Here is a 21,303-nt window from a genome sequence, read left to right on the forward strand (position 1 = left end):
GCGTCATCTCATTGAAAACTATTTCTGTAAGTTAAAAGAATTTAAACGTATAGCGATGCGTAGTTGTAAAACAGATACGAGTTTTGAAGCCATGATTCAATTGTGCGCGAGTTTAATTAACTCTCGGTAATTCTCAACAGACCCTAAGAAATAAAACTATAAGTTTATGCACCAATATATAGAATCAAGCCACAGAATGCAGAGGCAAAAATCACATACATGACTTTGACTTCAAAATGGAACAAGGCGATGAATGCTGCAATTGCAATGAATGCGGCTTCATAGTTGAAAGAATGGTTGAATCCATTGGGCCATAAAACGTGATAACTGAAGAAGAGTGCTAAATTCAATATTACTCCTACAACAGCAGCAGTAATTGCAGTCAAAGGTGCAGTAAACTTTAATTCATTGTGTGTTGATTCAATCACTGGGGCGCCAGCTAGAATGAAAATGAAAGAAAATAGAAACGTAAACCAAGTAACAATGACAGCACCTAAGGCACCTGCTAAAAATACATGATCACTTCCTAAAAGTGCATGATTAAAGCCACCTAAAAATCCGACAAATGCAACAACCATAATCAGTGGGCCGGGTGTACTTTCACCTAGTGCTAAACCATCGATCATTTGTGTTGGACTCAACCAACCATAAAAATTTACAGCACCTTGATACACGTAAGGTAATACCGCATAAGCTCCACCAAATGTTAGCAGTGCCGCTTTAGTAAAGAACCAAGCCATTTGTGTATAGGCATGCTCCCATCCCAAGGTAAGAGTCAAACCTATAATGGGTGTAAACCATAAAATTGCACCGATAAATAAAATTTTTCCTAAGTGCTTCCAACTAAATATGGCATGTTCTGGGGTTGGAGTATCATCATCAATTAATGCTGGACCATAATCTTTTTTACCTTGCTGATGTGAACTTCCACCAGTAAAAAAGCTTGGATATTTTTTACTTGCCAAGTATCCAATGATTGCAGCGCTTAGAACAATTAAAGGAAACGGAAGGTTAAAGAAAAAGATAGCAACGAATGCAAGTGCAGCAATTGCCCATAAAAACTTATTCTTTAATGATCGGCTGCCAATCCGGTAAGTTGCATGAAAGACAATAGCAACAACAGCTGGTTTGATTCCATAAAAGAGACCAGCAATGATAGGAACATCACCAAACTTTACATAGACCCATGAAAGGGCGATCAGGATAAATAAAGAAGGTAAAACGAATAAGACACCAGCAACAATACCACCTATAGTCCTGTGCATTAACCAACCTATGTAGGTTGCTAATTGTTGAGCTTCAGGTCCGGGTAATAACATGCAGTAGTTGAGAGCGTGTAAGAAACGTTTTTCAGAAATCCAACGTTTTTGTTCAACGAGTTCTTGGTGCATGACAGCGATTTGTCCTGCTGGCCCACCAAAACTAATGAACCCCAATTTCAGCCAGAATAGAAATGCTTGCCAAAATGAAATTGACTGTATTTCTTGTTCTGGTTCTATAACAAGTTCTTGTTCCATGATTATTCTCTTGATAGGTTGGCATATAAGCCATCGAAAATGTGATTCGATAATGCAAATAATTGATCATCGTCACTTATCTGACTTCGAATTCCTTGAATAACTTTTTCAATACCGATTGCTTCGGGAGGTTCAATCCCACCTACATCAAGGTAATGAACAATTTCAGCGATTTTCTTTAATGCAGGTGTTTCTAGATCAAAACTATGTAAAAGAACTTCGAAGGTCACCCAATGATTGATATGACTGAAAGTTGCACCATCAAAATCGAATCCTAATGCCTCTTCTGGGCAGTCACTTGGCGTTTCTAACCAAATGAATGTTGGTGAGGTATCAATAAATGTCTTGATTAGCCATGCAGAAGCTAGGCGATCAATCCAAGGTCTTTTACGAGTTGCCCAAATTCTGTTTTGATAACTAGCTTTATCGAGAAGTTGAATATGAGCTTGTATTGCTAGTGGTTCATTCACTTCACCAAGACGTGCAATTGAAAGTTCTAAAGAGGAAAGCTCATTTAGAACCTGTGCTTGAGTTTCATCGGGGTAGTAGTCAATTTCTACAAGCGCATCGATACTTTTTCTTAATTTCCGGATTTGCTTGAGCAGCTCTTTCTTTTCATCTTTGGTCTGCCGATCTCTTAATTCAGACAGTTGTTTATAGAGAGCATCGTATTCTTCTTTCCGACTGAAAAAAGAAGCAAGCTCAAGATTTAAGGGTTGTTCTGCATGAAAGATATAAGCAGCCCCTTGTTCTGAGATAACATCATTAGCAATAGGATCAAACTTTTCACTATGGGAAATAGGGAGCAAATAGACGCCATCTCTTAGAATTGCTGCGCCGCTTGCTTTGAGAGATCGCCAGACTCTCATACGAGTGGTTGTATTCTGTGTAGGTAGCGAGGATATGAGCAAGGATATTTTCATGTAATATACTCAACTTATTTGTTTATTATATTACATTGCTTGTATCGTGGTACAAATATTAAGAACTGATTTCTTATATCAGGATAAATATTAAGACGGGCGGCAGACAAGCTTTGATTGAAGTAAAATTAAAGTTGAAAACTATTCGATGTGTTTACGTTACTGATCTATTGTGTTGAAAAAAGGCTCAGTCGTAGTTAGCTTGTAGAGATGGCAATTTCTATTTTGAAGATTATGTTAGATAGCTTTAAAAAGTTTATGCTTAAGTTGTATATTATTATTTTTAGAAATAATAATATCTTAGTTATTAAGCTATATTCATAGTCGAATTTTTAAAAGCTTAAAATAAATAATTGGGGATAATAATGCGCATTGAAAAAATTAAAGTAGAAGGTTTTAGGCTTCTTGAGAATGTCGAATTCGGATTGGAAGAGAATTCAACTGTAATTGTTGGACGTAATAATAGTGGAAAGACATCTTTTACCAGTATTTTTGATTGTTTTTGTGGTGAATCTGGAACAAGATTTCGGCTAGAGGATTTTTCAGTTTTATCACGAGAAAAATTTTTAAAAGCTAAAGAATTAAGAGAGGCGGGGGAAAGTTCAGAAGTAATATTCGAAACACTTCCTCGAATTTCTCTTATACTTACATTTCAATATAATAAACTTTCTCCTGATTTAGGTTCTCTATCCCCTTTTATTATTGATTTAGATGAAGACTCTACAACGGCTATTGCGCGAGTTGAGTATCGGCCTATTTTGAAAAATATGCATTTGCTTTTTGACCTTACCCCATCTTCCGCAGTGGTTGAACCTCGTACACATTTTTATAAAAATTTGAAGGGTAATTTGTCTAAAGCTTATGGGGTTCATGTAAGTGCAATTGATCCTACTGATAGTACAAATACGAGAGATTTTGAAGGCACATCTGCTTTAACAGCATTATTACAATGTAACTTTGTATTAGCTCAAAGAAATCTTGATAAAACAAAACTAGGGGATGCTGATGTAATAGGTAAATTGCTTAGTGAGCTATTTAAGACAGCTACAGCACCATCTGCTGCTGAGGCAGATCAAAATTTAGCTATAAGATTAAAGCAATCTGTTGAAAATATTGAGCATAATGTCCAACTCGACTTTGATGGCATGCTTAAAGAATTATTACCAGTTATGAACGTAATGGGATTTCCAAGTCTTAATGATACTGAGATAAGACCAGAGACATCATTAAACGTGGAATCATTATTATCAGGGCATACTAAGGTCGTTTATAGCGGAGTTGATGGAGTACATTTACCAGAAGGGTATAATGGTCTAGGAACCCGTAATTTGATTTACATGTTGCTACAGTTAGCAAGCTATCACAAAATCTATAGATCAAAATCAATTAGCCCCGCTACTCATTTAATATTTATTGAAGAGCCAGAAGCTCATTTACATCCTCAAATGCAGGAGGTTTTTATCAATCAATTAAATGTGGCTGTTCAAAAATTATCGGAAAATTATTCTAACAAAGATAAATGGAATATCCAGTTTGTTATCACAACACACTCCCCACATGTTGCGAATGCTGCAAAATTTGATGCTGTTAGATATTTTTATAATGAAATTCATAAGATAGAAAACGTACGTCAGACAAAGGTTAAAGATTTTAAGAAGGGGTTGAGTAGTATTTCTGTTAAAGATCAAAAATTTTTACATCAATATATGACCTTAACGAAATGTGATCTTTACTTTGCTGATAAAGCTATCTTAGTTGAAGGGACAACAGAACGTTTATTAATGCCAAAGTTATGTCAATTAGTTGATGAGTCTCTTGATGAACCACAAAAACTAGCCAGACAATATGTTACTTGTGTTGAGGTTGGTGGAGCACATGCGCATATTTTTTATCCACTCCTTGACTTTCTGGAGTTGAAAACGTTAGTAATCACTGATCTAGATTCAACAAAAAAAGGCAAAATAACTAAGAATGGAAAACAGGAAGATGCATGGGTGAAATGCCCAGTAGTTGATGGTCAGAATACATCTAATGCTGCCATTAAAAACTGGTTTTATCCTAAAGAAGTCGATGATACTGGTAAAGTTAAGAAAAAAGCTAAAAATGAGGATAGTCAAATTTCCCCGTCAGTCTTGATTGCTAAAACTGCTCAAGAGAAACAAATTAAGTTCCGTAGAATTGCATATCAAATACCAGAAGATCCAGAAACTAATATATGCGCTAGAAGTTATGAGGATGCTTTCATATTAGCTAATCTTTCTAAATTTGAATTACCTGAAGGACAAGATATTGCTGTTGCTGCTTGGGAAAAAGCACAAGGGCTTATTAAATCTGATTTCGCCTTAGAATATGCAATTCTAATAGAAGATTGGTCGGCACCAAGATATATCAAGGAAGGTCTAATTTGGTTATCTGAAATGGACACTATAAAAAAATCAAACTATGAATTAACTACAGGCGAATAAGTAGCATGAGTGAGATTCTAGACAATCCAGCAATAATTGCAGCTCAACTAGCTGAAGCAAAAATTAATGCAGCTATAAAAGCAGGACGAAGTTTCCGGCTAGAAGCTGGCGCAGGTGCGGGAAAAACATTTTCTTTAGTTCATGCTCTAAAATCCATTATTAAAGAGCGTGGTAGATCATTAACGCAAACAGGTAAAAAAGTAGCTTGTATTACTTATACGGAAGTTGCAAGAAATGAGATTGCCCAAGAAATTGAAGACCATCCAGCAATTTTAGTCGATACTATACATGGATTCTCATGGGCTTTTATGCGCCAATTTCAAAAAGCCATAAGAGAGATTCTTATTGAAGATGATTCAAGAAAAGAAAAAGTTGAACAAGGTGGTGGCATTGGGTCTAAATCAGTGGAATACGAGTTGGGCTTTTTTGGTGTTAATGATCAGAAAATTACACTGAGTCATGATGATATCCCAACGATGATGGCTAAATTACTAAGTAAAGAAAAGTTTCGGAAAATATTTAGCAATCAGTTTCCGGTAGTTTTTATTGATGAATATCAAGATACCAATCGCCAATTTATGGATGCTATTACAGAGTATTTCTTAAAACCAAAGGTGGGACCACTTTTTGGTCTTTTTGGAGACCATTGGCAGACTATTTATGGTAGTGAATATGAATTGGCAGAGTATCCAATCGAAGAGATTGCAAAGGGATCAAATTTTCGATCAGTTCCAGCAATTGTAGATATATTAAATAATTTAAGACTAGACTTACCACAAGCTGTCAGTTCGCCAGATGCAAAAGGTGAAGCTAGATTTTTTCATACTAATTCTTATAAGGGGACACGAACAGATGAGAGAAGTTCTAAAGATGATTTACCAATAGATATAGCTCGATCTACTCGTACAAGTTTGATACAGAGGCTACAAAATGAGGGGTGGGATATTGAAAAAACTAAGATACTGATGTTAAGCCATAATGTTTTAGCATCTGAACAAGGATACCCTCAATTAATTAAAGTATTTGACGGACGTAATGATCAATTTGCTAAAAAAGAAGACCCTGTAATAAAATTTTTTGCAGAAATAGTTGAACCAATGAGTGTTAGCTATAGCTTATCAAATTATGGTGAGATGTTTAAAATCTTTGGCTCAAGGCCTGCAATAACGAAGCATGAAGATAAATCTTGTTGGCGACGGGATATGGATCAATTATTAAAACTAAGACAAGAGGGGACTATAGGGCAAGTGATAGATCATCTTAAGCAGACAAAACGTCCCTCCCCCCCAGATAGAGTGCTTAGACGAGACGATGAGCTTATTTCTCTAAGAAATTCACCTGACACGGAAATGTCTTCAACACTACTTCGTTATAATAAATTAAGAGAAATTCCATATAAAGAAGTAATCGAAGTTACAAAGTTTATTGAAAAGCAAACTCCATTTGCAACTCAGCACAGTGTTAAGGGGGCAGAGTTTGAGAATGTATTAGTAGTTTTAGGTGGTGGATGGAATAATTATAAATGGCCACAGCTTCTCGAGTTGCTTGAGACTAAAAAGTTGACTAATGCAAACACAAAAGGTTTTTATAGAGCTCGTAATCTTTTCTATGTATCTATTTCTCGCCCAATGACGAGACTGGCTGTGTTAGCTACTCAGACATTATCTGATACAGCACTTGTAACAGTGAATAATCTATTTGGAAGTGAGAATGTAATAGAATTAAGTTTAGATACATAGAGTTGTTTTCAACTTATGTATCTAACTTTTTAAACATATTTTTTGGGAAAAAATAAAGAATTTATACCTATACTATAGATTATTATTTTTATCCCAACTATCTACATGTTCAGCCCACCATTGCATCATCGTTTTACGATCATTTAACCATTGAGCATGATTGTACGATGCCCTTGTTTTATTATCTGAAACGTGGGCAAGTTGTAATTCAACCCAATCCTTATTAAAACCATTCTCATTAGCCACAGTGGATGCAGTTGCTCTTAGAGTATGCATCCTGAACTCTAATTTCATATTACTCAGGGCTGTATTCAATGTGGTTTTACCCATCATTTCCCCGTCTTCTCCTGCAAATATATATTCACTATCTGGATAAAGTGCAAATTGCTCTTTTATGATTTCAATGGCTTGGTCAGACAATGGTACAACATGCATTCTGTTCTTTTTCATATTGCGCTTGCCAGCCAAAATATCAGCCCTTGATACTGCTGGAATCGTCCATGTCTTATCTTCAAAGTCAATATATTCCTTTTTACCTCGACGTATCTCAATGCTTCTAAGCCATGTGTATATTGCGGCTTTAATAGCATTTCGTGTGCTAATTGAGCCACCGTATGCATTGAGCTTAAGCATAAGTACTTTTTTTTCAGACTCAGTTAATGGTCTGGCATGGGTTACATCTGGCTGTTTAATGTAACCCCTAAGAACATAAGTAGGATCTATAGAAATGCGTTTTGTGATAATTGCATATTCCATAACCTCACCAATGATTTGTCTTACAAAAATCCCTTTAACTTCTCCTGTGCCTCTTCCTGATTTTTTGATTCTTGCCATAGTGCTATCAAGCACAGTTTTAATATCAATAGAGTCAATCTCATGAATAGGTTTGTTACCAATAAGAGGGTAAACATCTTTCTCAAAATAACTGCTTCGGCGTTGTTCCCATTCCTTGGATTGTTGAGCTTTTCGGGAATTTATAAATTCACTTGCGACTAACCGAAATGTACCATTATTTGCTTTAATTGCTTCAAGGCGTTCATTTTTCTGGTGACCTATTGGGTCTACTCCTTTGGCAAGTTGCTCTCGATATTCAATAGTTTTTAATCGAGCATATGCTAAAGTAATTTCAGGATATTTACCGATTGTGAGCATTTTTGCTTTAGTAAGAAAGCGGTAACGATAACGCCAGAATTTGCTACCAGATGGGCGGACTTCTATACAGAGCCCTGAATGATCAGCCATGCGGTATAATTCTTCACGTGGTTTTAATCTTTTGATTTTTAAATCGTTCAGCATATGTTGTGAGTAACGCTATTTTTGAAAGGGCTTACTCACAATCTTACTCACAAAAATTGGTAATTGCATGTATTACATTGTTATGGAAGGTTAGAATAAAAATATCGTTGAATCAATTGGATAGGTTGTAATGTGATTTGTATTTATAGAAGGTTAGATTGTTAATTGGCATGATGTAATTACATCTTCTTCCTAGATTAAAAAAAATCCCTGCTAATGCAGGGATTTTTTTATTTAGAATTTATAATGACTTATCGAAATAAAATAATCATCCATGTAAAAAATATAATCGCAAGAGAAACAAATTGAGCAGCACTGCCCATGTCTTTTGCATTTTTAGAAAGTTGGTGTTTTTCTAAAGAAATACGATCAACTACAGCTTCAATTGCTGAATTAAATAGTTCAACAATAATTGCAAGCAAACAAACAGCCACCATGAGTGCTTGTTCTAGGGCTGAGACATCAACAGAAAAACTGATTGGGATCAAAATTAAATTAAGCAAAAGGACTTGTCTAAAAGCGGCTTCATGGCTAAATGCAGCTTTAAACCCTGCAAGGGAATAGCCTGTTGCATTAAAAATACGTTTGATACCACTTTTGCCTTTGTAGGGAGAGTAAGGCGTCATAATAAAACTGCTTATGAAGAAAACACTACTATTATAAAATTAAAAGTAAGACAGAGGATTGGCAATAAGTCGCATGATTGCATCAAAAATGTAGTGTTTCTCGACATTTTAACTGGAACTTTCAGATTTGATTTGTCAATTTCCTTTGCGCTAAGGATAATAAGCACATACAAATCGATGGAAAGAATTGCATGAAAATTATCGCAGATGAAAATTTGGCATTTACCGATTATTTTTTTGCAGATTTTGCTGAAATACAGCATAAAGCAGGGCGCACCTTGACTCATAATGATGTCCAAGATGCCGATGCACTTTTGGTTCGCTCGGTGACTAAAGTGAATCATGCCTTAATTGATCAGACCAAGCTTCAATTTGTGGGCAGTGCGACAATTGGTACAGATCATCTTGATATTCAAGCTTTGGAACAGCAGCATATTGCATGGAGTAATGCTGCGGGCTGCAATGCGCAAGCCGTTGCTGAATATGTGATTACTGCTTTATTGCATTTGAATATCGACTTATTAGAACAAGAGAGAGCTTTTACATTAGCAATTGTTGGCTTAGGCAATGTAGGGAGTCGACTCGCAGTGATGGCTCAATTGTTGGGCTGGAATGTGATTGGCTATGACCCTTATGTGCAACTCGCTGGTATTGAAAATGTATCCTTTCAGGAGTTGTTAAAACAGGCTGATGCGATTTCAATTCATGTCCCTTTAACCTTAGCTGGTGATTATCCAACGCAACACTTGTTTAATGATGCTACGTTTGCTGCAATGAAAGCATCCGCAATTTTGATTAATAGTGCGCGTGGTCCAGTGATTCAACAATCTGCTTTGATGAACGATATTAAAAAAAATAATCGTAAAGTTGTCTTGGATGTCTTTGAGTTTGAACCAGAGATTCCAGCGCAATTGCTGAATTTATTGGCTTTAGCCACCCCGCATATTGCAGGGTATAGCCTTGAAGGCAAAGCGAGAGGAACGCAGATGATTTATGAGGCATTTTGCGATAAATTTTCTTATGAAGCCTCAAAGCGTTTTGAGAGTCAATTGCCTCAGGTGGAACAATATTTCGGGCAGCAGGATTTAAAAGCTGCGATTAAACAACATCTCACTCAGATTTACGATATTGCTGAAGATGATAAACAATTAAGAGCTTGTGTTCAAAATGCTAAAGTTGAACAAAAAGCATTTGATTTACTTCGTAAAAACTATCCTTTACGCCGTGAATGGGCGGCACACGGTGGACCAAAAGCATGAGCCAAGATATGAAATCCTATCAACCGACTTGTTCTATTGAGGCATTAAAAGCACGTGCTGAGATGTATCAAAAGATTCGTCAGTTTTTTGCGGAGCGTAAGGTATTAGAGGTTGAAACGCCTGTTTTGTCTCAAGCTGCTGTAACCGATGTTCATTTGGCATCTGTACAAGTACAACGTCATATTCATGGCAAATTAAAGACTCAATACTTACAGACTTCACCTGAATTTCCAATGAAACGTTTATTGGCCAGTGGTAGTGGAGCAATTTATCAAATCTGTAAAGTATTCCGTGATGATGAGCATGGGCGTAAGCATAATAGTGAATTTACCATGCTGGAATGGTATCGACCTGGTTTAGATTTAAAAGGTTTAATGCATGAAACAGCAGATTTACTAGAAGTGTGTTTGGCACATCGTTTTGGTGAAGTCCGTCCGTATATTTTGAGTTATAAGCATGCTTTTCAAGATCGTTTAGATATTAATCCTTTACAAGCGAGTTTAAAGCAACTTAAAGAAACTGCGAATCGTGTAGGACTCAATCTTGATTTAGGAAATGATCGCTTGGGTTATATCGATTTATTGTTTTCGCATTTCGTTGAACCAAGTTTAGGCTTTGATGCACCTGTATTTTTAACTGATTTTCCGCCTGAAATGGCATCGTTGGCTAAGGTGAAAACAGATGAGGATGGTGAATTAGTCGCAGCACGCTTCGAGGTATACATTGAGGGTTTAGAGCTTGCCAATGCCTATGATGAGCTTTTAGATGCCAAAGTTTTAGCTGAACGTTTTGACGCCGATAATATCGAACGTGCTCAACAAGGATTACCCGTCATTCCAACGGATCAACACTTGTTAGCAGCTTTACCACACATGCCAGAATGCTCAGGGATTGCACTTGGAATTGATCGTTTACTGATGGTTGCGATGAATAAGATGAAAATTGATCAAGTGATTACTTTCCCAGCGGAGATTGCTTAGAAACTTTCATCTTTACATGCTTATAAAAACTGCATCAATAATTGAATTAACTCACTTTGTCGATGCGTTTTGGTTTTCTTGAAAATCGCTTGTAGATGTTTTTTGACAGTATCAGCCTGAATATCGTGTGAGAGAGCAATTTCTTTGGTGGTTTTACCCTCAAGTAATTGCTCACATATTTTGTGTTCTACAGGTGTGAACATAAAAAGCTGAGTACATATTTCTCGTTGATATTTAGGTTTATGTTTTAAACCAGAAAATGTGGCGAGTAAAACTGGACGTAGACCAAAAATCTTGTGTGTTTTTTCTGGACTTAATAAATCCAGTGTTAAGAATAAATGATCATCAATCATCATAATTTTACTGCGTTCAGCGTAGCTTAAGTCATGATGGCGTTTATGTAGGCGTTCTAGCTCAATCAGGTTTAACTCAAATTGTTGTTGGCTACTTTCATTGAATGCAAAACGACGTTGTTTGATTTGGATCAGTTTACTATTTTCCAATACCTGTTTTGCTTCTGTATTCAATTCAAGAATATCGCCATTCAAATTAATAATCGCAATGGGCTGATTCATTTTTTGAATTAATTGGGACCCGAGTAAGGTCATTGTCGAGTATTCAAAATGATGTCGATATTGTTGAATTTTTTGCTGTAGTATCGGTAATAATTCATAAATCGGTTGTAATTCAGAACAACTCAAAGCACCTCGTTCGGGGCTAGTCAAAAATGAAAGTATGATACAAACTTTATGATCATAAAGAATTTGTATTGCTGAACAAAAACGTAAATTTAGAGGTTTTAATACTTGTTGATAGACTTGAGTTTGAAGAATTTCATCTTCTGTGAAATGTTGAAAACAATGCATCCAACCTTGCATTGGAGCCACTAACATTTTGTTTAAGCGAGGATCATCATCTATATTTAAACGAATTTGTTTTAGTGCGGCTTGTTCAAGTTGATGTTCATCAAAATCAACGCCATGATGAACACTAAAAGATAGCGCTTGTACTTCAAGATCAACGGCGAGTAGTTGAGAGGCTTGTAGATTAAAATATTGATTCAGTTGTTCTAATAAAATAATCCAATCATCAGCATGCTGCACCTTATTCAAGATTTCCATGACAGTGCTTTGTTGGCTTAGATCCATTCAAAAATCCCATTAGAATAAATAGAATACATTTCCATGTAGTTTATATGGGTTTTGATGAAATGAAATCAGTAACTGCAATATATTCTAGTTTTATTTATACAATTTGATGAGATGAATTATTTGAAAGAAAAAATTGAATAAACTTTATCATTTGATGAAAATGCCTAAGCCCTATCAAAGCCTAGGCGAGATTGAATTTAAAAACGTCCTTTTTTAGCCTGTCCTGGAGGACAAAAATCACTATGACCATCATGGTGGTTGTCTGGATCAACAATCACACTGCCATGAGGGGTATGCACGGCACAGGCCGATAAGCTAAATGTGATTAAAGTACTGAAGCAAAGCAGTATTATTTTCATCATTGCATCCTCTTTTTATTGCTTTCTCATTTACTTTAAATTGATCCTCACTTTTCGACTAGCGTAATGACGCATGTTTTTAATAGAGATTTGTATCATTCGACTGTACGTAAAATAGTTCTAAATCCCACATGGGTTGCTGCCAAATCAAATTCTTGTGGATAACGACTACTGTTTCGATAGCGTGCGCAAAAGTTGGAGGCACATAGAAAAGAACCACCTTTGAGTACATATTGCGTTGCGGTGCTGTTTTGTTGACGAAGTTCCGCATAATTGCCCATGTGCTGATCATGTGCGCCGTGATAAGCAGAAGAGGTCCATTCCCAGACATTGCCAATCATATCGAATAACTTAAAAGCATTGGAAGCATAACAGCCGACAGGCGCCACACTTTGGAAATGATCTTCAACCGTATTATCGAAAGGAAATTCACCTTGCCAATAATTGGCTTGTGGATGTTGATGCGTATCTTGTGGCGCTTGGTGTAAAGGCGTATCACTTTTCGAACCTGCTTTGGCGGCATATTCCCATTCTTGCTCTGTAGGTAAGTCCCGACCTAACCAAACGGCATAGTGTTCAGCATCATTTTTAGTGACATAGCGAACAGGTTCAGACGGTAATGGAGGCTGACCCTGAGCACCATTCGGCGTTTTCCATGTGTAATCTGATTTCAACTGCCACCATTGTTTTGGGTTGTCCACATTCGGTGAAAATACTGCAGCCTGTTTCTGCTTTTCTGCATCAGTGATATAGCCTGTGGCTTTGACAAAACTGGAGAATTGAGCAACTGTCACCTCGGTTTGGTCAATCCAAAAACCTGTTACTTGGCGTTGTGCTTGGCCAAAATTCAATTCATCAGGGTAGGCTAAGTTTGAACCCAGTTGAAATGAACCTTCAGGAATCCAGACCATACCTGCAGTTTTACTGTTTTGCCATGCCTCAGGTAAGCCTGAGTATTGTTGGCATTGCTGTAATGAGCCCAGTTGAGCCTCAGTGCTGTTTTGTCTATGTGATTGAGTGGCAGCAGGCTTAACTTTGCTACAGCCTGTCACGAGGGACAGACTGATCAGTGAAACTAAAATGCATACCCATTTCATTTAAGGAAATATTCCTTAACCCCATTTTGCTGGGTATATTGATTATATACATTTATCAGCTCTTGTAATTTGGCCGGATTATCTTGAGCAAGGTTTTGCGTTTCGCCTTGATCATTTTTGAGGTTATACAATTCCCATGCACCTGTTCCGAGTTCTGATTTACCTTGTAATGCAATTTTCCAGTCCCCTTGACGGGCATATTTACTGCCATGTAATTCATCGGCAAAGCTAAAGTTAACGGGGCGGATCGCTTGCGCTTTATTGTCGAGTACAGGTTTCCATGAATAGCCGCTTGGTGTATTGATTTGACGGCCTTTGTATTGACCTTGTGGGACGGCAATATTTGCGTAGTCGAGCACGGTTGGGAACACATCCAAGACTGAGGCAAAACCATGATGCATGGCTTCGGCTTTGCTTTGATAAGGGAGCTTCACAATTGCAGGTGCGGTGGTTGCACCTTCACCTGCAGTATCTTTCCATAGATGGAATGGCGCAGCACTGACTTCTGCCCAACGTGGCCCAACATAGTGATAAGAATTTGATGTTCCTACGTTATTGACGCTGTTATCAAAACCAGCTTCGGCACCGTAATTGCCACGGATAAAGCCTTCTGCACCATTGTCTGAGACAAAGAAGATTAATGTATTGTCATATAGATTATTGCGTTTTAAATATTGAATCACCCGACCGATATTGGCATCCAGATTTTCGACCATGCCTGCATAGATTTCCATTCTGCGTGCTTCTAGCATTTTTTGCTCGGTTGAAAGTTCATTCCACTTGCCATATTTTTGCGGTGCATTTTGCGTGGCAATTGGTTCAGCCGCAGTAAAATTCGCTGGAATTAAGCCAAGCTGTTTTTGACGGGCAATTCGCGCATCACGAATCACATCATAGCCTGCGTCATAAACACCGCGATAACGATCGCGATATTCAGCGGGTGCTTGTAAAGGCCAATGCGGCGCGGTGTAAGCAGCATAAGCAAAGAATGGCTTGCCTGAGTTTTTACCTGACTCAATATAACTGATTAATTTGTCTGTGAAGTAATTGGTAGAGAAGAAATCATCGGGTAAGGATGAAATCGGAATTTGTTTGCCGTCTTCCGTATACGTCGCATTACGCTTATAGGCACTCGGTGCTTGTTTAAAATGTAGGTCTAAGCCTTGCAATAACGTAAATGAGTGATCGAATCCTTTAGCATGTGCGTTGGTTGCATCGGTCAAGCCTAAGTGCCATTTACCGCTGATATAAGTTCGATAGCCATTGTCTTTCAATACTTCTGCAATAGAGAGTGAACGCTCATTCAAATAGCCCTCATAACCGGGTTGACCTTTTAGATGCTCAGGTGTGAGTTCAGCCATTGCACCAATCCCCGCTAAATGATGGTCAGTTCCCGAAATCAATTGTGAGCGTGTCGGTGAGCAGGTCGGGGCAGTATGATAATCCGTTAAAATACGACCTGCTCGGGTCAGCTCATCAATATTGGGTGTATGAATTTCCCCACCAAAAGCGCCTAAGTCTGAATAGCCTAAGTCATCAGCCATAATGAATAAAATGTTGGGTTGCTTCTTGGTTTCAACCACAGTATTTGAATGATCAGAATCATTGCTGCAAGCTGAAATTGACAAGCTAAATAATGCAATAGAAAGTGTGCTAAGGAGACTATTATGAGACATTAGAATCGACTTAATTTTATAGAAGAATTATGACGAGTTTAGAGCGATGATTTTTATGATAAAAATAATTAAAATTTGATTGTTAATCTTAAAAAAAGAAAAGCCCCAAAAAAGGGGCGTGTATGATAAAAATTAAAATGGTATTTGAGTGAGTTGATTTAAAAAGTGCGGCAGCACTTTAGGTTCTAATAAAATTGTCATGACCACACCATACGCTGCTCCCCATAAGTGAGCACTATGGTTGATATTTGTGTTGCCTCTTTTGCCAGACCAAATACTGTAAGCGACATATAAAATGGCAAAAATAATGGCTGGAACGGGAATAAAGAAAACGAAAATGAGCTTCCATGGTTGAAACAGAATATAAGCAAATAACACTGCTGAAACAGCACCAGACGCACCTAAACTTGCCCAGCGAATATCATGTCTATGTTTTAAATAGCTTGGTAAAATTGCTGCAATTAATCCACCTAAATAAAATAAGACAAAGCCTGTGTCATAAAAAAACTGACGATAAAAGCTTTCTATAATATTACCGAAGAAGAACAGCGTGATCATGTTAAAGAGTAAATGAGTACCATCAGCATGAACAAAACCATGTGTAATAAAGCGGTCATACTGCCCACGTTGCAGTGCAGGTGGCCAAAAAATTAAACGATTCATCACCGTTTGATTTGAGAAGGCTAACAAGGAAATGGCAACTGTAATGATGATCAGTGTCACAGTATGACTAAAGGGTAGATGTAACATAAATGTTTTAAAATTGATCAGTGTCTCAGCAATAATGCCATTAAAAACTTAATAAACAATGATCTTGCATAGAATTCCTACAAAAATGGTTGATTTTTTTTTATTACACTCCATCTTCGGTTAAGATAACGACATCAGCTTGAGGAATATTGTTATGTCGACTGAGAACACCAATACTGCCATTGCAGAAGAAATCCCAAACCTTTTGATTACTCCATCTGCGCAAGAGTATTTAAGTGATTTATTATCAAAGCAAAATACTCCAGGGATTGGCGTTCGTGTTTTTGTAGAACATCCAGGTACACCGCGTGCAGAATGTTGTATGGCATATAGCGCACCTGATGAAGTAGTACCAACAGACTACAAACAGGAATATCCTGATTTTCCTGCTTATGTTGATGCACCATCCATTCCATATTTATTAGATGCTGTCATTGACTACAATAAAGACCGTTTTGGTGGTCAATTAACTTTCCGTGCACCAAATTCGAAAGTGCCGCGTGTTGGCCCAGATGCGTCAATTGAAGAACGAATTACCTATATTTTACAATCTGAGATCAATCCAGGTTTAGAGGGTCATGGCGGTAATTGTAGTTTAGTCGAAGTGAAAGATGATCCAGAGCATGGTCTTACTGCTGTATTGAAATTTGGTGGTGGTTGCCAAGGTTGCTCAGCAATTGATGTTACCCTTAAACAAGGTGTTGAAACGACTTTACAACAGCATGTCCCAGAATTAAAGCGTGTGGTTGACCAAACTGATCACTCTCAGTCAGAAGGTGCGTACTTCAAGTAATAAAACTTGAAATTTATTGCATTATAAAAGCCCTGAATAGGGCTTTTTTTATTATTCATTTAATCAAATTTTATTTCATCATTATGTTCAGGAATGTCTGAGCTAAATAAAATAATGAAAATATAAATAATAATTATTATCATTTATATTGAGTTTTATTGTTTCTTTGTTAGAATCTAGCCTAGTTTTTTAGCAAATCTTATGATTTATCTTAATTAGGTGGGAATATGTCTAATAAAATAGCACGTCATACATTACTCGCGACTTCAATTCTGAGTGGCATGATGACGTTTGCATATGCAGCAGAAACTACAGTTAATCAAAGTGGATTGGTTGAAAAATCAAATGAAAACGATGTTGTTAAACTGGAGACAATTGTTCTAACAGCAGAGGAACAAATTAAACAATCTCTCGGAGTTTCTAAGATCACTGCCGAAGATTTAGAAAAAATTCCAGTACGTAATGATATTTCTGAATACGTTCGTCGTATGCCAGGCGTTAACTTAACAGGGAATAGTGCAACAGGTCAGCGTGGAAATAATCGTCAAATTGATATTCGTGGTATGGGACCTGAGAATACACTCATTTTGATTGATGGAAAGCCTGTGTCCTCACGTAACTCTGTACGCTATGGTTGGAAAGGAGAGCGTGACACACGGGGAGATTCAAATTGGGTGCCAGTAGAAGCAATTGAGTCTATTGAGGTTTTACGAGGTCCAGCAGCAGCTCGTTATGGTTCTGGAGCGGCGGGTGGTGTAGTCAATATTATTACTAAGAAAGTAACGAATGAGACACATGGTTCCGTTGAGCTATATACCAATCAACCTGAACATTCCAAAGAAGGCGATTCTACTCGAGCAAGTTTCAATCTTAGTGGTCCAATCATTAAAGACATTTTATCTTATCGTTTATATGGTGATTACAATAAAACTGATGCAGATGCAGTAGATATTAAATGCTGAAGGTTATTTATTAAGTACCAATGGTAATGGTTGTCCTGCAAATATTGCTTCGCGCTGTTTATTACAAGGTAATGGCGATTTAAAACCAGAAACTTCAATCAACAAAGAAATTGGGATTCAATTCCAAAAAGATGTTGTGAATGCCAGCTTAGCTTGGTTCCGTAATGATTATAAAAATAAGATTGTTGCTGGAACAGACCTTGTTGGGACTGTGAATGGTTCAAGTACAAATGCAAACGGAGGGGTTACGCAAACGACTTGGAATATTCTTCGTTGGGATAATACACCAGAGGCATTGATTCAAGAGTTTGAAGGGAGTTTAGGACTAGATTATGGCAATATCCGCTGGACCAACAATTTCACTTATATGATGGACTCTAAGGATAAGAAAACAGGAAATCCTTTGTCACTTGTTCCAAAGTATACGATTAACTCAATTTTCGATTATGACATCACGGATCAATTGGATATGAATTTTGTTTACACACAATATGGTCGTCAAAAATCACGTCAATTCGCAGAAAATAGGATTGAAGCAGGTGTGGGTTCAGGTGGTAAAAGTAGTGCGATTAAGCCAAGTGATGTAAAAAGTTATAGCTTAGTCGGTTTAAATATGGGCTATAAATTTAACAGCCAATTCAGCACTCGTCTTGGTGTAAGTAATTTATTTGATAAACAAATTTTAAGAGATAGTAATTCAATCAGTCAAACATACAACGAACCAGGTCGGGCTTATTATGCAAGTTTAAAATATTCATTCTAAGCAAACCACGATAAAACAAGGCACTTTAAGTGCCTTGTTTTTTTAGTATTTCATGGACTTGTTCTGAGTAATAAAACTTTTGTAGATGTGCGCGTGCTCGTTGTCTTAAATACCCAGTTTGAATCACTTGCTGTAGCACGGGTGTAAGTAAATTATTCAATTCATTCTGAATTAAATCTTCATCAATATTTAGATCACGCAGTAACAAATCGAAAGTTCTCTCTTGGTTTCTTGCGTACCACGCATAGACCCCATCATGAACCTGCTGTTTTAAGTAAGGCGTTTGGCGAATATGATCCCAAATTTCATGACCTAATCCCACAGTTTGAGGTAGGTCTTGGACTTCAAAGTAATTTCGTAATACTGAAATCGGCATCAGTTTGATTTTATGCCAAAGATTTGCTTGGAAGTGATAGAGCTTGTCATCATTAAAATGTTGATTCAAAACTTTTTCGCTCATTTGGCTAATTTTTAAAATATTCTTTTGCAGATAATGACCAATTGTTTCATTCAGGTTGGAATCCGTAACGGTTTCTAAAACGGATTTTCCCATTTTCATGAAATGTCCTACGCCAGGAACGCGTTTAGACATGACCGAATTATCTAAGTAATCTTGGATGGAGTGTTGTATAAGCTGCGTAATCAAGGCTGAAAAGGCTGGATTATTGACGATAGTTTGAATTAAACGTTGCCGATGTTCAGCTTTTCCTGCGACGTATTGTGCAATTGAGTCGATGGTTAATACAGGAATAACCTCTTCAATTGTGGTGCTATCGTTCAGCGGATGAATCAATGCAAAACGAATATGCTCAGCAATTTGCTCAATGAGAAATGGACTGGCGGGCGTTGTTAGAATTTGCTTTTCGATCAGTTTAAAAATCTGTTCAAATGACCAAATATGTTGTAGCTGTTGCAACCGTAACCAATGATAGAATTGCTTAAACTCATATTGAATGGTTTCTGATTGTGAAAACTCTTGATCTAAAAAATCAAGTTGTGCATCAATTAGCTGTTCTATCATTGGATGTTTAGACATAAAACCTCAAATTCTTACTAAACTTATGGAGATGGTGCAGTTGCAGGCTTTTGTGTCTGGATTTTGCTCAAGAAAGGTAGATATTGTTGAACCACCAATTGATCTGCTTCCAAAATTGGCATATGTCCCACATTATCTAAAATCACAGGTGCTTGCGCATTTTTCAATAATGATTTTAACTCAGGTGCCACTTCGACATTAATAATTTTATCTTGCTTGCCCCATAAAATCAGGGTTGGCGCATCAATTGATTTTGCAAGCAGAGCAAAAGAATCAGGAGTAAACAGTTTATTGAGTGCGATCAATTGATCCACTATTTTTTGAGTTTGCTCAACTTGACCAATCATCATTTTTTCCTGTGCTTGAGCAATTTCTTTTGGAATAAATGGCGGAGCATACATCGCCTGTTGCATCAAGAAATTAAAGTCACCTTTTTTACTGACGATCATGTTTTTCAAATGTTTCGGATCTTTTAGGTAAGGCGTTGTTGCTGCTTTGTAGACACCAGCGGCATCGACCAAGAATAGGCTTTTCGTTTCAAAAGGATATTGACCTGCGTATAGCATTGCAATCGATCCACCAAGTGAGTGACCTGCAATATGTGCTGGACCTGTCAAATTTGCGGCTTCGATAAAACGACGTAATTTTTCAGTCGCATTCGGAACTGAATAATCAAAGTCTTTAGGAACTTGCGTTTCGCCACTCGCTGGTAAGTCTGGGATAATAACATGGTAATTTGCGGTTAATGCATGTGCGACACGATTCCAGTTATCACGACTACCTGCTAAACCATGAATTAAAATAACAATAGGTTTTCCGGCTTGACCACCTTCACTATATGACCAGCTAATATCTCCTACTTTTAATGTCTTGGTCTGTAAGCCAGCCCAAGCACGTTCTTGTTGTAATACATTTTGGAAACTCATTTCTATTTCAGCAGCTTGAGTAAAACTTACAGCAATTGTTGCTAAGCTGAATGAGAGCAAAGTGGCAGTGATCGTTTTTCGGAATGGTGTTGAAAACAGTGTTTTGGTCATGATTGTTCTATCCTTGATTTATTTTTAAACCAATTGATTATTGTAGAAGTTTGTAATGCAGTCATTTGCATAATCTACAGATGTATGGAAATTCTTGCCAATAAAATGATTTTCCATGATTTTTCTTGATATCAGGACACTCAATTGTCTGAGAGTTTTTATTTTTGTCAGTGACAATCTAGCATACTCACATTAAACTAGTTTTTCATGTCAATCATAGATGGATGTACGCATGCTCACCGCTCAAGAAGCCTTAGAACGTTTAAAATCTGGTAATGCTCGTTTTGTTAAAGGGGAAATGACCCAGCAAAAATTGCTCACTCACCAAGAGCGTGCTGAAATGGCAAGTGAACAAAATCCTTTTGCTATCGTCTTAGGATGTTCTGATTCTCGAGTACCTGCGGAAATGGTATTTGATCAGGGATTAGGTGACTTGTTTGTTATCCGAGTTGCTGGAAATATTGTTGCACCCTCTCAGGTTGGTAGCGTTGAATTTGCTGCTGAACGTTATGATTGTGCTGTGGTAGTTGTATTAGGACATAGTCATTGCGGTGCGATTCAAGCAACGATTGATACACTCAAACATCCTGATCAACCGCCGTCATCAAACTTGATGTCAATCGTAAATCGTGTACGCCCATCTGTTGAAATCTTAATGCAAACTGAGTTAAAGGATGATTTGAAAAAATTGTCTGCGCATGCAGTACGTTCAAATGTATTTGCTTCAGTGAATCAGCTACGTCATGGCTCAGCTGTATTAGAGGGTTTGATTGAAAAAGGCAAAATGATTGTTGTTGGCGCAGAATACTCGCTTGAGACAGGTGAAGTGACATTCTTTGATTTTTAATTAAAATCCTAGACTCTAAAAAATAAG

At 37.3% G+C, this 21,303-nt stretch carries 17 protein-coding genes and 2 pseudogenes; 8 read left to right on the top strand and 11 right to left on the bottom strand.

The window, feature by feature from the left end:
* A pseudogene (locus CDG59_RS15520) lies at positions 1–130 on the top strand (IS5 family transposase); the annotation flags it as partial.
* Positions 131–164: 34 nt separating this feature from the next.
* Here CDG59_RS15520 and chrA read toward each other — a convergent pair.
* Together chrA and CDG59_RS11635 are read right to left on the bottom strand one after the other, a co-directional pair.
* Complete coding sequence (gene chrA, locus CDG59_RS11630; RefSeq protein WP_004885570.1) at positions 165–1,517, bottom strand: chromate efflux transporter; 1,353 nt, start codon at positions 1,515–1,517, stop codon at positions 165–167.
* Between the two features lie 2 nt (positions 1,518–1,519).
* Positions 1,520–2,440, bottom strand: coding sequence for a chromate resistance protein ChrB domain-containing protein (locus CDG59_RS11635; protein WP_004885571.1), 921 nt, complete (start codon positions 2,438–2,440; stop codon positions 1,520–1,522).
* 365 nt (positions 2,441–2,805) lie between these two features.
* Here CDG59_RS11635 and CDG59_RS11640 point away from each other — a divergent pair, with 365 nt between their 5' ends.
* Both CDG59_RS11640 and CDG59_RS11645 read left to right on the top strand, forming a co-directional pair.
* Positions 2,806–4,905, top strand: coding sequence for an ATP-dependent nuclease (locus tag CDG59_RS11640; RefSeq protein WP_005085368.1), 2,100 nt, complete (start codon positions 2,806–2,808; stop codon positions 4,903–4,905).
* 5 nt (positions 4,906–4,910) lie between these two features.
* On the top strand, positions 4,911–6,644 hold the full coding sequence (locus CDG59_RS11645; protein ID WP_005085367.1) for a UvrD-helicase domain-containing protein: 1,734 nt from the start codon (positions 4,911–4,913) through the stop codon (positions 6,642–6,644).
* 72 nt (positions 6,645–6,716) lie between these two features.
* Here CDG59_RS11645 and CDG59_RS11650 read toward each other — a convergent pair whose 3' ends face one another.
* Both CDG59_RS11650 and CDG59_RS11655 read right to left on the bottom strand, forming a co-directional pair.
* A complete protein-coding gene (locus CDG59_RS11650; protein ID WP_004885576.1) occupies positions 6,717–7,940 on the bottom strand; it encodes a tyrosine-type recombinase/integrase in 1,224 nt (407 codons plus the stop codon).
* 251 nt (positions 7,941–8,191) lie between these two features.
* Positions 8,192–8,566 carry a diacylglycerol kinase gene (locus tag CDG59_RS11655; RefSeq protein ID WP_087545482.1) on the bottom strand — a complete coding sequence of 125 codons (375 nt, stop codon included), beginning with the start codon at positions 8,564–8,566 and terminating at the stop codon, positions 8,192–8,194.
* Between the two features lie 191 nt (positions 8,567–8,757).
* Between CDG59_RS11655 and CDG59_RS11660 the strand changes: the two genes are divergently transcribed.
* Both CDG59_RS11660 and epmA read left to right on the top strand, forming a co-directional pair.
* Positions 8,758–9,825, top strand: a complete 1,068-nt coding sequence (locus CDG59_RS11660) for a 4-phosphoerythronate dehydrogenase (protein ID WP_087545484.1) — start codon at positions 8,758–8,760, stop codon at positions 9,823–9,825.
* Positions 9,822–10,805, top strand: coding sequence for an EF-P lysine aminoacylase EpmA (gene epmA / locus CDG59_RS11665; RefSeq protein WP_087545486.1), 984 nt, complete (start codon positions 9,822–9,824; stop codon positions 10,803–10,805). Before CDG59_RS11660 ends, epmA begins: the two co-directional genes overlap by 4 nt.
* A gap of 20 nt (positions 10,806–10,825) precedes the next feature.
* Here the strand turns inward: epmA and CDG59_RS11670 are convergent, their stop codons facing one another.
* From CDG59_RS11670 to CDG59_RS11690, 5 genes are all read right to left on the bottom strand, one after another.
* Positions 10,826–11,953, bottom strand: coding sequence for a helix-turn-helix transcriptional regulator (locus CDG59_RS11670; protein WP_087545488.1), 1,128 nt, complete (start codon positions 11,951–11,953; stop codon positions 10,826–10,828).
* A gap of 200 nt (positions 11,954–12,153) precedes the next feature.
* Positions 12,154–12,315, bottom strand: a complete 162-nt coding sequence (locus CDG59_RS15315; protein ID WP_087545490.1) for a hypothetical protein — start codon at positions 12,313–12,315, stop codon at positions 12,154–12,156.
* A 95-nt stretch (positions 12,316–12,410) separates the two neighbouring features.
* Positions 12,411–13,412 (bottom strand): SUMF1/EgtB/PvdO family nonheme iron enzyme, encoded by a 1,002-nt coding sequence (locus tag CDG59_RS11680; protein ID WP_087545491.1) that lies wholly within the window; start codon positions 13,410–13,412, stop codon positions 12,411–12,413.
* On the bottom strand, positions 13,409–15,088 hold the full coding sequence (locus CDG59_RS11685; protein ID WP_087545493.1) for an arylsulfatase: 1,680 nt from the start codon (positions 15,086–15,088) through the stop codon (positions 13,409–13,411). The genes CDG59_RS11680 and CDG59_RS11685 overlap by 4 nt, the downstream gene beginning before the upstream one ends.
* Positions 15,089–15,220: 132 nt before the next feature.
* Positions 15,221–15,838, bottom strand: a complete 618-nt coding sequence (locus CDG59_RS11690) for a rhomboid family intramembrane serine protease (protein WP_004663327.1) — start codon at positions 15,836–15,838, stop codon at positions 15,221–15,223.
* Between the two features lie 154 nt (positions 15,839–15,992).
* Here CDG59_RS11690 and nfuA point away from each other — a divergent pair, with 154 nt between their 5' ends.
* Positions 15,993–16,631, top strand: coding sequence for a Fe-S biogenesis protein NfuA (gene nfuA, locus CDG59_RS11695; RefSeq protein WP_004663326.1), 639 nt, complete (start codon positions 15,993–15,995; stop codon positions 16,629–16,631).
* A 227-nt stretch (positions 16,632–16,858) separates the two neighbouring features.
* Positions 16,859–18,356: pseudogene (locus CDG59_RS11700) on the top strand (TonB-dependent receptor domain-containing protein).
* A gap of 25 nt (positions 18,357–18,381) precedes the next feature.
* Here CDG59_RS11700 and CDG59_RS11705 read toward each other — a convergent pair.
* Both CDG59_RS11705 and CDG59_RS11710 read right to left on the bottom strand, forming a co-directional pair.
* Positions 18,382–19,392, bottom strand: a complete 1,011-nt coding sequence (locus tag CDG59_RS11705; RefSeq protein WP_087545494.1) for a hypothetical protein — start codon at positions 19,390–19,392, stop codon at positions 18,382–18,384.
* Between the two features lie 23 nt (positions 19,393–19,415).
* Entirely contained in the window at positions 19,416–20,429 is a 1,014-nt protein-coding gene (locus CDG59_RS11710) for an alpha/beta fold hydrolase (protein WP_087545496.1), read from the bottom strand.
* A gap of 232 nt (positions 20,430–20,661) precedes the next feature.
* Here CDG59_RS11710 and CDG59_RS11715 point away from each other — a divergent pair, with 232 nt between their 5' ends.
* Positions 20,662–21,276 carry a carbonic anhydrase gene (locus CDG59_RS11715; RefSeq protein ID WP_087545497.1) on the top strand — a complete coding sequence of 205 codons (615 nt, stop codon included), beginning with the start codon at positions 20,662–20,664 and terminating at the stop codon, positions 21,274–21,276.
* Positions 21,277–21,303 lie beyond the last annotated feature (27 nt).

This window comes from Acinetobacter sp. WCHA29, assembly GCF_002165335.1.
In the GTDB taxonomy this organism is placed as follows: Bacteria; Pseudomonadota; Gammaproteobacteria; order Pseudomonadales; family Moraxellaceae; genus Acinetobacter.